11 protein-coding genes are annotated in these 12,681 nt (G+C 44.8%); 4 read left to right on the forward strand and 7 right to left on the reverse strand.

The genetic code is table 11. The features are described from left to right. Positions 1-308: 308 nt before the first annotated feature. Positions 309-836 carry a redoxin family protein gene (locus AC58CZ_RS11910; RefSeq protein ID WP_494224673.1) on the forward strand — a complete coding sequence of 176 codons (528 nt, stop codon included), beginning with the start codon at positions 309-311 and terminating at the stop codon, positions 834-836. A gap of 290 nt (positions 837-1,126) precedes the next feature. After that, positions 1,127-1,618 carry a ribosomal protein S18-alanine N-acetyltransferase gene (rimI, locus tag AC58CZ_RS11915; RefSeq protein WP_494224672.1) on the forward strand — a complete coding sequence of 164 codons (492 nt, stop codon included), beginning with the start codon at positions 1,127-1,129 and terminating at the stop codon, positions 1,616-1,618. Between the two features lie 79 nt (positions 1,619-1,697). Here the strand turns inward: rimI and AC58CZ_RS11920 are convergent, their stop codons facing one another. Genes AC58CZ_RS11920 through trxB form a run of 3 tightly spaced genes read right to left on the reverse strand, consistent with a single transcriptional unit; the run spans position 1,698 to position 4,001 of the window. Further along, positions 1,698-2,132, reverse strand: a complete 435-nt coding sequence (locus AC58CZ_RS11920) for a MerR family transcriptional regulator (protein WP_494224671.1) — start codon at positions 2,130-2,132, stop codon at positions 1,698-1,700. 33 nt (positions 2,133-2,165) lie between these two features. Further along, the gene (gene aat, locus AC58CZ_RS11925) at positions 2,166-2,978 is read right to left on the reverse strand and encodes a leucyl/phenylalanyl-tRNA--protein transferase (protein ID WP_494224670.1); all 813 of its coding nucleotides are present in this window, start codon (positions 2,976-2,978) and stop codon (positions 2,166-2,168) included. Continuing rightward, positions 2,979-4,001: a thioredoxin-disulfide reductase gene (gene trxB, locus AC58CZ_RS11930; protein ID WP_277077510.1), complete on the reverse strand. Its 1,023-nt coding sequence runs from the start codon at positions 3,999-4,001 to the stop codon at positions 2,979-2,981. It lies immediately after the preceding gene. Positions 4,002-4,813: 812 nt separating this feature from the next. On the opposite strand from trxB, the gene AC58CZ_RS11935 reads away from it, so the two are divergent. Continuing rightward, a complete protein-coding gene (locus tag AC58CZ_RS11935; protein WP_494224669.1) occupies positions 4,814-8,143 on the forward strand; it encodes a DNA translocase FtsK 4TM domain-containing protein in 3,330 nt (1,109 codons plus the stop codon). A gap of 233 nt (positions 8,144-8,376) precedes the next feature. Beyond that, positions 8,377-9,870, forward strand: a complete 1,494-nt coding sequence (locus tag AC58CZ_RS11940; RefSeq protein ID WP_494224668.1) for an amidase family protein — start codon at positions 8,377-8,379, stop codon at positions 9,868-9,870. Between the two features lie 49 nt (positions 9,871-9,919). Here the strand turns inward: AC58CZ_RS11940 and AC58CZ_RS11945 are convergent, their stop codons facing one another. The 4 genes from AC58CZ_RS11945 to AC58CZ_RS11960 form a co-directional block, all read right to left on the reverse strand. After that, positions 9,920-10,690 (reverse strand): DODA-type extradiol aromatic ring-opening family dioxygenase, encoded by a 771-nt coding sequence (locus tag AC58CZ_RS11945; RefSeq protein WP_430284607.1) that lies wholly within the window; start codon positions 10,688-10,690, stop codon positions 9,920-9,922. 204 nt (positions 10,691-10,894) lie between these two features. Continuing rightward, on the reverse strand, positions 10,895-11,383 hold the full coding sequence (gene rlmH, locus AC58CZ_RS11950; protein WP_212563868.1) for a 23S rRNA (pseudouridine(1915)-N(3))-methyltransferase RlmH: 489 nt from the start codon (positions 11,381-11,383) through the stop codon (positions 10,895-10,897). Positions 11,384-11,472: 89 nt separating this feature from the next. Continuing rightward, positions 11,473-12,021, reverse strand: coding sequence for a DUF421 domain-containing protein (locus AC58CZ_RS11955; RefSeq protein WP_212563867.1), 549 nt, complete (start codon positions 12,019-12,021; stop codon positions 11,473-11,475). Between the two features lie 149 nt (positions 12,022-12,170). Beyond that, on the reverse strand, positions 12,171-12,656 hold the full coding sequence (locus AC58CZ_RS11960) for an ABZJ_00895 family protein (RefSeq protein WP_075106890.1): 486 nt from the start codon (positions 12,654-12,656) through the stop codon (positions 12,171-12,173). Between the last annotated feature and the right edge of the window lie 25 nt (positions 12,657-12,681).

Below are 12,681 nucleotides of genomic sequence, written 5' to 3' on the forward strand. Positions count from 1 at the left end.
GTACTGTAGGCGCTGGTGTTGTTGCTAACGTATTGAACTAAGACTTAAGTCTCAGTAATGAGATTATGAATTAGTCATAAAAAAGCCATCCTATCTAGGGTGGCTTTTTTTTTGGGGTGTGAATGAGGAGAAGGGGTTAAATACTAGGGTTTTTCTCTCATTTGAAAAAATAAATTCTAAAGCTATAAATTACAAGGACTGCTTCATATACAGTAGATTAAAGATTTGCTTATAGATAGCTATAACCCTTATTATATAATGGCAGGATTTTAAAAATAAAAACACAATAACTTAAATCGGAGTAAATAATGATTACCCATGTACCTGATGTAACTTTTAAAACTCGTGTTCGTGATGAATCTATCGGTGGTGAAAACCCATTCAAATGGTATGATCTAACCACAGATGAGTTATTTGCCAATAAAAAAGTAGTGGTATTCTCTCTACCAGGTGCCTTTACGCCAACGTGTTCGACCAGTCATTTGCCTCGCTATGAAGAGCTTTACAATGAGTTTAAAGCGCTAGGTGTTGATGAAGTTGTTTGTGTTTCTGTCAATGATGCCTTTGTCATGTACCAATGGGGCCTGAAGCAAAACCGTGAAAACGTTTTCTTGCTTCCTGATGGCAATGGTGAGTTCACTCGTAAAATGGGCATGCTGGTTGATAAGAGCAATCTTGGCTTTGGTATGCGTTCATGGCGATATTCGATGTATGTCGATAATAAAGAAATCAAAAAAGTGTTTAAAGAAGCGGGTTTTGATGATAACTGTCCAACAGATCCATTTGAAGTATCAGATGCAGATACCATGTTAGAATATCTGAAAAGTAATGCTTAATCACAATTCTTAAGTGTGTTGACGTTTGACTGGTATCATCAGGCGTCGATAAATACTTGAATGCTAAAGCTCAAATACTGTTGAACTGCTTAATCCTTAAGTATAAGGACTAAGCAGTTTTTTTATGTTTTCTACAAAAATTTTGGCAATATTAAAAGAAATACCTAAGATAGTGTTAAATATGAGGCGCGAAAGCGGGTATTTATGACATAAATAATGTCATTTCTGAGTAATTATAAAAATGACGATAAGATAGCATTTATTGCATAAGAAAAATAAAGGGAGAAGCGGTGTTTATTATAAAGAAATTAGCAATCAGTACATCAGAGCGGCAACAAGCGCTTCAAGCCGTTGCAAATATCGAAGCGCTCGTACAGCCGCACGACGCATGGACTGAGCAGACGTTGGCTGGGATGCTCGCGCAAGATAGTATGCATATGCTCATAGTTTATAAACAAGAAGATAAAGCCGATAATAATAAAGTCATTGGCTACTGCCTCTATCAAGTGATTTTTGAGCAAGCAGAGATTTTGCGTATTGGCACGCATCCTGATTATCAACGACAAGGCATTGCTTCACAAATTATTGATAAGTTGCATGAAGTATTGCAGAGTAATCAGGTGGAAAATTTGTTGTTAGAAGTACGAGCAGACAATCATGCTGCGATAGCGTTATATGAAAAGCAAGCATTTGCAGTCATTCATAGACGCAAAGGCTATTATAAGTCACCGAATCAGTCCGCAGTTGATGCACTCATTATGCAACATGTCTATGGTGAGTGAAGAGAGTAAATTCTCATTAGGAGTTATAAGCGTGGTTTCTTTAAAGATAAATTATTTATCTCAACCAACGTTATCGTATTTAACTTGATGGTATTTTCTTTTTACAGATATTAGTGTCTAATTGATAATTGCTGTCTGCTTTCATCCGTGCAAGAACATCTATACGCTCGCTCAATAACTCTACCATCACGCTTATATTGGCTTGCTGTTTTTTAACTTGTTCTAGCTTTTGCTGAGTCAGCATGAGCTGCAAATCAATATCCAATTGGCCATCATAGTAATCGTTTAAGCTGTTTTTGATTTCAGTAAGGGTGAAGCCAATGGCTTGCGCGCTTTTGATTAGCTCAATACGTTCGACGCACTCGGGATGAAACTCAGTATATAAACGTGAGCCTGCTTGACGCTTACGTGACCTTAATAGGCCCAACTGTTCATAGTGACGCACGGTGTCTTTGGTTGTATTGGCTTTTGCTGCCAGCTCTCCGATTAGCAGAAATGAGGTATCAAGCGCCATAAAATTCTCTTAACTCTTTAGCTTTTGTAGATTTCATGATTGATGCTGCCAAGGATTTGCTGTATCGAGAAGGGATACGGCCAATGGTTGATGAAAATTATTGTGCCAATTGATGGAGCGATTGCTTATTAAGCGGTCTAATTGAGCAAGAAAGTCAGGACGCGGTAGAGTAGTGGCACCCAAACTCATGAGATGATCATTAGGTAACTGGCAGTCGACAAGTGCAACATGGCTTTGCTCACATAAGCGCATCAACCCCCAAAACGCGAGTTTTGACGCATTAGAGGCACGATGAAACATGGATTCGCCAAAGTAGATGCCATTTATTTTTAGCCCATACAGTCCACCAATGAGCTGACCTGTCTCGTCCCACACCTCAATGCTATGGGCAAAGCCCTGTGCATGCAGTTTGGTATAAGCCTCAATCATCTCTTCATGAATCCAAGTGTGTTCGCCTTCGGGCAGGTCATTATTAAGACCATCGCTACGCGGCAGACTACAGGCATGTATGACATCATCAAATACCTTATCAATTGTCAATTGCCAGCGCATGCGCTTCGCCTGTTTTCGTAAAGATTTACTCGGTTGATAATCAGATGGGACGATCACACAACGCGGCTCAGGACACCACCAAGCGATAGGCTCATCTTCATTGAACCATGGAAACAGTCCTTGTGCATAAGCAGATATTAATGTATCGGGTGCAAGATCGCCACCCATTGCGACAATACCAATGCCCTCAGGATCGATAGAGATAGGATCAGGAAAGTCATAACGCCCAAGACTTTGTAAAGTCTCAGGCGTGATGTATTGATCATGATCGCCATGTTGCGCAAAGTTATTCATTTAGTCTTCTTGATCAGCAGTCAGCGTTGACGCATAGGTATGGTCTTTCGCCGTTGCCTCACCGATAGCATCCAAATATTTCTCAGCATCCAGCGCTGCCATACAGCCAGTACCAGCAGAGGTAATGGCTTGACGATAGACATGATCAGCCACGTCACCTGCGGCAAACACCCCTTCGATACTGGTCTGCGTGGCATTACCATTCAAGCCACTATTGACGACCAGATAGCCATCTTTCATATCCAATTGACCTTTGAATAGGTCGGTATTAGGCTTATGACCGATGGCGACAAACATACCCATTGTATCTAATTGTTTGGTGCTGCCATCAATCATTGATTCGATAACGACACCATTGACGCCCATGTCATCACCGACAACTTCTTTGACTTGATGGTTCCATTCGATTTTAACATTACCGTTTTTGGCTTTTTCAAACAGCTTGTCTTGTAGGATTTTTTCAGATCGTAAGCTATCACGGCGATGCACTAAAGTGACTTCAGAAGCAATGTTAGAGAGGTATAAGGCTTCTTCAACGGCTGTATTACCACCGCCAATCACGGCGACTTTTTGATCTTTATAAAAGAAACCGTCACAAGTGGCACAAGCGGATACGCCAAGCCCTTTAAATTTGGTTTCTGATTCTAGACCTAGGTACTGGGCAGAGGCACCTGTTGAGATAATCAGGGCATCACAAGTATAGGTGCCATTGTTACCTGACAGCTCAAAAGGACGTACATTCAAGTTAACATCATTGATATGATCATAAACCAATTCTGTACCGAAACGCTCAGCATGTGCCTTCATACGCTCCATTAATGCAGGACCGGTCAAATCATGCGCATCGCCTGGCCAGTTATCAACCTCAGTAGTGGTCGTCAATTGACCACCCACTTCTATACCCGTCACCATAACAGGTTTGAGGTTGGCGCGTGCTGCATAGACCGCAGCCGAATAACCGGCAGGACCTGAGCCTAAAATGATGAGCTTTTCGTGACGTGAAGCAGTAGTGTCAGTTGCCATAAGTGGTTCCTTTCTAAATATACGAATGAAAAATATGAGTTATAAATCTAATAAAAAAACGTCAAGCGTTGCTACTAATATGGTTTTTCTAATTGCTGTGTGATAATAACATAAGGGTAGATAGCAAAAAGTGCAAGTTTGCTAAAACAAACACAGCTATCATTAGAATCAAAGCATGATAACCTTGAAATACTCGTGCTAGAAACAGCTGGTATTTTATAGGGTCTATACAAAATTGTTAGCAGTATTCTGTTAGGGCGTGTTGAACATTCGCAAATAGGCACTGCTGATCGCTAAAATTGTTCCAGACAAGGCACAAAGCGACGATAATGCAGATGCCTTAGCGAGATTGTAACGCAGTATGGGGCAATTTTAGCATCAGCCCGCAGGGACAGGACTCTTTTTTGCCGCTTCATCGTTAAAAATAAGCGCTTAGAGTGACTAAACTTATTATTTTTAACATCGAATCGCCTAAAAAATAGTCGCTGTCAGTGCCATGGTCGAATGTTCAACACGCCCTAGTAACTTTTGGATTATTCGCAGATTTTTTGCGCAAATCGTACATTGATTTACTTTCTTGCACGCTTTCTTTATAAGAGTGTCGCCACTGCACCTATGTATTTGTTATTATAAGAAGTTATGCCAAGTGTGATAGGGCTTAAGCGATGACTGCTATGCTCAGGCCTTTTGAGAGGTGAATCTCAACCAAACACTTTGCTAGGTACCTTTATATGTCAGCACTTTATGTCAGCATGATTAGACTTAATCATGCACTGGCGACCATTTAGTATTAACAACAAGGCAGATTTTACGTGATATCAGCACCGCTTATTGAGTATTTAAAAAAGGGAATATTTACCCTCCTTGGGTTAATACTGGCTGTTTATTTGTTTGTTATTTTAATGACTTACACAGGCAATGATCCTAGCTGGTCGCACATCAGTAGTGATATGACGACTATTAACAATATGGGTGGCCAGACGGGCGCTTGGTTGTCCGACTTGCTCTATAGCTTTTTTGGCTATGGTGCATGGTGGTTTTTAGCGTTTGTGGTTTATGAGTCTATCCTTATTTGGTGGGACAATAAGCCGACGTTTTGGCTCATGCGACTGGTCGCTTATGTGTTTTTGCTGTTGAGCGCCAGTGCATTATTTGCACAACTGGTTGCCTTAATTCAGCAAGTAGCCAATCCTGCATCAACGGGACTTGAAGGCGTGGCTGGTGGTATCATCGGTCTTGAGTTGCAGGAACGTTTGGCACAGTTGCTATCGCAGTGGGGCAGTGTGGTTTTCTTGGCGGTGTTCGTTGTGATTACCGCGACCTTTGCCTTTAACATCCATTGGCTCGCTATATATCAGAAGATTACAGCATTATCTTGGCTTGGCTCAGGGTTAAAAAATAAAGAAGATGCTGCCGAGTTGGATGAGCAAAGTGAGGTGACGCAAGACCGTGACAGTATCAAAGAGGGAAATCCCAATCAAACAGCCGAGTATGAGCAGCTGCCACTTGAGTTGCAATCAGCTGACGATGCGAATAGTGCTCACGCAGTAGATAATAGTGGCAGATTCAGCAATGTATTATCAGATTTTTTGTCGACGTCAGGATTGGCTGATAGTGTGAAAGCATCTATGGCGACAGCAAAAGCAGCAGCAACGTCTAGCGATGAAAAAAGTGAGTCACCATACGCGGTCGCAGCGACTGCTAATGCTACGGTTGGCAGTACAGTCAGTGACACCAACACATCAACGATACCAAACCCTATCGTAGCGCCTGCTCGCAAAGTCGAGCCAAGCTTTGCATGGAATGATGCAAATACGGTTGATGATCTGCTCGCGCGTGAACAGATGGCTTATAGCACTAACAGCATAGATAATTCTACTGTGCCTAACTATGCACAGAGTGAAGTCGTCACTGACGTGTCATTAGAAGAAGCAGTACAAACCTCTGTGGCAGCACCGATGGTAGAAACAGAAACTCAATCAGATTTATCTAATCAAGAGCTAGCTACTCAATCCTCAATGGATGAATCAACGAATGCTCAAGCTGTCAATCAGGTTATTACTGAGCCGGAAGACTCTCACCCAGATGATATAACGGAGAATGTCGATAAGTTGGCAGAAGCATGGTTGGCGGAGCATGGCAATATATCAGAACCTGTTGCAAAATCGTCAGTTGCTACTGCTGAGGAAACTAATGTCACTAATCAAATTCCGCAAGAAGAGCTATCAAGGCCTACGTCAGACGCCACTAATAGCATTCTAAGTGACGACTCTTATGGGCTCTCTGCTGCACAGTCCGAACTACTACAACGTGATGAGTCATCGCCTGTACCTGAGGTCACAGTGGCTCAGCCATCAGTAGAAGTGGCCGCATCAGTATCAGAAATTTCGGATATGACACCGACCAACACGCCGCCTGCCAATCCAAAAGCGGCGCCAACTGTGGAAGCGGTCAGTTCGGCCTCAAATACGCAGCCTGTAGCCCCAGCTAAACCTTCTGTCAGCTTTGCGGTACCAGAAGGTGATAGTAGCAACCATATCACAGATATGATGCCAGAAGATGACAGTGAAGACACGGCTTCACCCGTCATGCCGCATATCAGCGATGACGAAGCATTCAGCAAAAAATCGCGCTCAATGCAGACGGCTGCCTATCGCAGTAGCCTAACCCCTATTCCAGAAGTGTCTATATTGGACAAGCCTGATCCTGACCGTAAGCCTAGCTATACCATTGCTGAGCTTGAACAATTATCTGAGCTGCTTGAGATCAAGCTCCAAGAGTTCAATGTAAAAGCCAACGTCGTCAACGCTATCCCAGGGCCTGTGGTGACTCGTTTTGAAGTGGAGCTGGCGGCTGGTGTCAAAGCCAGCAAAGTTACTGGTATTTCACGTGACTTGGCGCGCTCATTATCGATGGCCTCTTTGCGTGTGGTCGAGGTCATCCCTGGTAAGCCGTATATTGGTATCGAAGTGCCCAATAAAAAACGTGAAATGGTACGCTTAATCGAGCTACTTAGTACCGAGATGTTCAAAGACCCTAAAGCACAAATCAGCATGGCGATGGGTAAAGACATTGGCGGTAACCCCATTATTACTGATCTGGCGCGTGCCCCGCATATGCTGGTTGCTGGTACCACAGGCTCTGGTAAATCGGTATTGGTCAACTCAATGCTATTGTCGATGTTACTCAAGTACACGCCCAATCAATTGCGACTCATCTTGATTGATCCAAAGCAGCTGGAGCTTGCCAACTATAATGACATTCCGCATCTGCTTACCCCAGTTGTCACTGACATGACTGAGGCCGCTAGCAGCTTGTCATGGTGCGTGGCCGAGATGGAGCGCCGCTATCAGCTAATGAGCTTACTCAAGGTTCGTAAGCTCAACGAGTTTAATAAAAAAGTCATCGCGGCAGAGAAATCAGGCAATCCAATGCTCGATCCGTTATGGCGACCAAACGACAGCGTAAGTATCAGCCAAGCGCCAAAGCTCAAAACCTTACCCATGATTGTTATTGTCGCGGATGAGTTTGCCGATATGATTATGCAGGTGGGCAAGCAAGCTGAAGAGCTCATCACGCGCTTGGCACAAAAATCACGTGCGGCTGGTATTCACTTAATGCTAGCTACTCAGCGCCCATCAGTCGATGTCATTACGGGTTTGATTAAAGCCAACATTCCTGTGCGTGCAGCATTACGAGTCAACTCAAAAGTCGATTCGCGTACGATTCTGGATAGTGGCGGTGCTGAGGACATGCTCGGTAACGGTGATATGTTGTTCTTGGGGCCAGGTCAGATTGAACCAGATCGTGTGCATGGTGCTTATGTCAGTGATGAAGAGGTCAACCGTGTCTGTGACGCATGGCGTGAGCGCGGTGCGCCCGATTATATTGACAACATGGCAGGAAATTTTGAGCTATCTAGTCCGGGCGGTGGTAGCACGGCTAATGCCTCTGGTGAAGATGATGATCTATATAATGACGCCGTCGCCTTTATTATGGAAACGCGTAAGGTCTCAGCTTCTAGTATCCAGCGTAAGTTCAGTATCGGATATAACCGCGCAGCCCGTATTGTCGACTCAATGGAAGATGCTGGACTGGTCAGCTCGATGGGCAAAAGTGGTAAGCGCGAACTGTTAATGTAGTGCTTAGTATTGAATGAATAATGAAAAAACGAGTCATGAAAGTGGCTCGTTTTTTTATGAAAGAGATTTAAGATTAATTTCATTTATAAACGAACTAGCTACCAAAATTTTCAAATGACCAGTGAGTTTGTTTATCAACCATAAGTCATGGTTTTTTATAATAAACTGACAGTTACTGATGAAATAGATATTTAAAAAATCTTACTACAATTACTCTCCAAGGAAGGTTGGTTATGTTTAAAGAATATACCCAGTACGATGCACTCGCCTTAGCGGCACTGGTTAACTCAGGTGAGGTCAGTGCAAAGGAGCTATTAGACGCCGCCGTTTATCAGGCCAATAAACTCAATCCCAAGCTAAATGCCATTATTCACCGTTTCGATGAGCGCGCTTACAACGCGGCGCAGGCAGGACTGCCTTCTGGCGTATTTACTGGCGTGCCGTATTTGCTAAAAGATTTATCATTTAGTTTTGCAGGTGAGCCTATTACGATGGGCAGCCGCAGCGTCAATATCCTCTCAGAAAAAGACAGCGAAATCGTCAAACGCATGAAAGCGACAGGCGTCAATACCTTTGGCAAAACCAATACGCCAGAGTTTGGCTTGATTATCACCACTGAGCCAAAAGCCCATGGCGCCACTCACAACCCGTTTAAAAAAGGCTATAGCTCTGGTGGCTCGTCGGGTGGTAGTGCCGCGGCAGTGGCGAGCGGTATCGTACCGATGGCAGGCGGCGGTGATGGTGGCGGTTCGATACGGTTTCCATCTGCCTGGTGCGGTACGTTTGGCTTAAAACCAAGCCGTGGCCGCAATCCGCTTGGCCCTAATCTTGGTGAAGGCTGGGATGGGGCAGTGGCCGATCATGTGATTACGCGTTCGGTACGTGATAGTGCCGCGATGCTCGATGCCACCAGTGGCGTGGAGATTGGCGCGCCTTATGTCATTGCGCCGCCAGACGGCACGTTTTTGCAGGCGGCGATGCGCGCGCCAAGGCCATTGAAAATCGCGTTACAGCAGCAGCCACTGATTGCCAATACCGTAGTAGACAAAGAAGTCCTTGCTGTACTGGAGCAAACCGCTAAGCAATTAGAGTCTATGGGTCATCAAGTGATACCTGCTGAGCCAAATATCAATATTGAGCAGTTTTGGCATGACTTTATCGTCGTGGTCTGCGCGCATACCGCTTTTACGATTGATAATATCGAGCGCGAGTTTGGGCCCGCCCATATCAAAAACCTAGAGCCGCAAACCTACAATATGGCGCTACTCGGACGTTCGCTATCAGCAGTGGACTTGGTTCATGCCAAACACGGTTGGCATAACAGTCAGTATCAAACGGGACTGTTATTAGAAACCTACGATATGATTTTGTCCCCGACGGTACCGACGCCTGCGGTCAAGCACGGCGTGCTACCACCCAGCCGCATGGATGAGATGATGATGCGTAGCGCTGGGGTGCTCAATAAAGGGTTTGACATGGGTAGATACGCTTTTAAGTCAGGCATGATCGAAAAGCTAAGCGCGCCTGTGCTAGGAAAAATGGGCTTCACATTGTTGGGCAACGTCACAGGATTACCAGCCATGTCGGTGCCGGTAGGCATGAGTAAAAAAGGCTTACCAATTGGCATGCAGCTGATTGGGCGTATGAATGATGAGGCGACGCTATTTAGTCTGGCTGGTGAGATGGAGCGTGCGGGTTTATTTACCAAACCTGCCTTTGAAAAGTAGGTTTGGTTTGTGTGCTTTAATTAGATAAGTAGGAAATAGTAAATAGAAGCTAATCAAAGCGGTAAATATCCATGCCCAAACTATGATGGGCCATACTCTGATGAACGACAGAAACGCGCTGACCGGCACCTAATGCAAAAAACAATGGCAGCAAATGCTCATCACTAGGGTGAATGTCTTTGTACTCTGGATATTGTTGCCAGTCGAGGGCAGTGGGTATGTCTATCTTGAGCTGCTGGAGCAACCACTGCTTAAATCCTTTAGCAGCCTGATCGATGCTATCGGCTTCCCAGCGTAGCGCTTGCAAGTTGTGGGTGATATTACCTGAGCCAATAACAAGAATTTTCTCATCACGCAGATGCGCGAGCTGCGCGCCCAATTGATAGCAAGCAATGCTATCGTAATGCTGCGGCAGTGACACTTGAACGATAGGCACATCTGCCTCTGGGTACAGGTGTCTGAGCGGTGCCCAAACGCCATGATCACAGGCACGTACAGGATTGACGCTACATGTGATACCGCGTGCGGTGAGCTGCTGAGCAAGTGTCTCAGCCAGCGCTGGTTGACCTGATGCAGGATACTGAAGATCGTAAAGCTCAGGCGCAAAACCCGAAAAATCATGCCACGTTTTTGGCTGCGGGTTACTGCTAATCTCGAGCTTTGCTGATTGCCAATGCGCCGACATAATGACGATAGCACGTGGCTTAGGTAAGTTTTGCCCGATACGTGCCAATGCACTGGTCGTGGCAGATTGCTCAATCGCAAGCGTGGGTGCCCCGTGCGAGATAAACAACGCAGGTAGTTTGGATGCATTGGGCATTATAGCAGACGCACTTTCCCATGCCGCAGCAGAGGTAATAGGTGTCTGTACAGTGTCGTGATGATGATCACGCTGATGCGTAGTCTGAGAGGCTTTGGATGTCGCGCGTTTTGGATATTTCATGTTCCATCTATTAGGGCGTACGCCAGTTTTTCAATCTATTTTGGGATTGACGTTTTAAATCAAAAAAAGCTTGGGGTTTGGTTAATTACCGCGATGATAAGGGTGGTTATTGTTGATACTCATCGCGCGGTATAGCTGCTCCATTAGTACAACGCGTACCAGCGGATGCGGCAATGTCAGTGCTGATAATGATAACTTTGCGTCGGCTTTTGCTAACACTGCTGGTGATACGCCATCTGCACCGCCGATGACCAACGCAATATCATCACCTTGCTGCATGCCATCAGCGAGTTTATCAGCCAATCCTTCCGTTGAAATCATCTTACCTTTGACGTCTAGTACCCATAATTGCTCACGGCTCGCGGCATTATGAGCGGCCAATATCGCTTGACCTTCTTGCTCACGGTACTGTGCTAGATTGGCATCTGATGGGTTTTTTGCCCGTTTTGCAGCGGCAATCTCTATAATCTCTGTGCTCAGCATGGGCTGAATACGCTTAAAATACTCATCAAAACCTGTTTGCACCCAGCTAGGCATCTTATTGCCAACGGTCAAAATTCTAACCTTCATAGTACGTACCATTTTTTAAATTGAAAAATTTTTACATTCGAGCACTGAATCTGAGTATTGATAGCCATCAGTGCTCAATTATCTAATCACTACATCAAAGGGGTAATGGTCTCTGACACGCTGTGATCTACATCCTGCTCATCATCACTCGTATCGGCTTGGCGTTGTTTTGGAATCACGCTGAGTTTGGCATCAGACTCGAAGACAATGGCTTCGATATCATCAAAATTATTGACCCCTTCAGCGCGCATCGCACATTCGATCTCTTGACGAGTCAGGCGCTCGGCACGCATCGCTTCTGGCAAAAACTGCCCTTGATAAAAGACAATACGTGGATCAGACAGAATAACACTGCTAAATTGCGGTGAGATAGAGGCGTATTTGGTTATCAAAAACTGTAAGAGATAGAGTACCAATATCGACGAAGCCCCTTCGATGAAAGGGATATTTTTGAGCAAAATGGTACTGGCACCCAATGAGCCAATCATGACGGTCACGATCCAGTCAAAGTTATTGAGCTGTGACGTCGAGCGTTTACCAGAGGCTTTGGTCACCAACACAATCAACACGTAGACCATAACAGTCGTTAAAACAATGCGACCGAGCTTATCTATGTTGTCAAAAAAAACCGTTTCCATGATGTTTGCTCCTATTATAAAGTAAAACAAATAACCGCTAAAATTTGACTTCTCAAAGTTAGCCTAACGGATTTTACGTATGAGTAGGAGAAAACTTTGTATTACCTTGTAGGTGGTCGGTTATGCTCGTTGTAGATGGTCTGGTATGCTCATACTGTTTTGGGAGCAGGGTTCAAGAAATGGTTGATGGCCCATAGGCTGATACGCGTACTGACCAAGGTGAATACCAGCATCAGCACCAATGAAGAAAGCAAGGGCAAAGGCCGCGCCATAGCCATCTCGAGTAATACCTCACGGCTAACCCCATCAAATAACCAAAACCATATGGCTAAAAAATAAAGGACCGTCAATAACCAAACCACCGCAACACCGCCAAACATGAGCCGGTTGATTTCATTTTTAGCCAAAGCGCGCTGCTGATGTTTGATGAATTTGCTGACCGCAATATAAGCACCGACGATGATAGAGACGACCATGACCAGTTGCGAATTAAGCGCAATCTTGGTCTGAATCATCATAAATATGGCGCTGGCAAGGATGTAACCAATGGCGAAAAACCCAATATATTGCGCCAGTTTAAGCTGACTTGACGCAAGCGTGCGAGGCTTACTGAGATTGGTTGTCTGGCGTGACATAAGCTTGCCTTTATAAAGGTAAAAA

The sequence above is a fragment of the Psychrobacter sp. CR212 genome (assembly GCF_059693765.1).

Bases quoted from the DNA above. Each gene is read 5' to 3' on its own strand.
- trxB (WP_277077510.1), bottom strand. From the start codon at position 4,001: ATGGCAACTGACACTACTGCTTCACGTCACGAAAAGCTCATCATTTTA.
- aat (WP_494224670.1), bottom strand. From the start codon at position 2,978: ATGAATAACTTTGCGCAACATGGCGATCATGATCAATACATCACGCCT.
- AC58CZ_RS11945 (WP_430284607.1), bottom strand. From the start codon at position 10,690: ATGCCCAATGCATCCAAACTACCTGCGTTGTTTATCTCGCACGGGGCA.
- AC58CZ_RS11940 (WP_494224668.1), top strand. From the start codon at position 8,377: ATGTTTAAAGAATATACCCAGTACGATGCACTCGCCTTAGCGGCACTG.
- rlmH (WP_212563868.1), bottom strand. From the start codon at position 11,383: ATGAAGGTTAGAATTTTGACCGTTGGCAATAAGATGCCTAGCTGGGTG.
- AC58CZ_RS11920 (WP_494224671.1), bottom strand. From the start codon at position 2,132: ATGGCGCTTGATACCTCATTTCTGCTAATCGGAGAGCTGGCAGCAAAA.
- AC58CZ_RS11910 (WP_494224673.1), top strand. From the start codon at position 309: ATGATTACCCATGTACCTGATGTAACTTTTAAAACTCGTGTTCGTGAT.
- AC58CZ_RS11955 (WP_212563867.1), bottom strand. From the start codon at position 12,021: ATGGAAACGGTTTTTTTTGACAACATAGATAAGCTCGGTCGCATTGTT.
- AC58CZ_RS11960 (WP_075106890.1), bottom strand. From the start codon at position 12,656: ATGTCACGCCAGACAACCAATCTCAGTAAGCCTCGCACGCTTGCGTCA.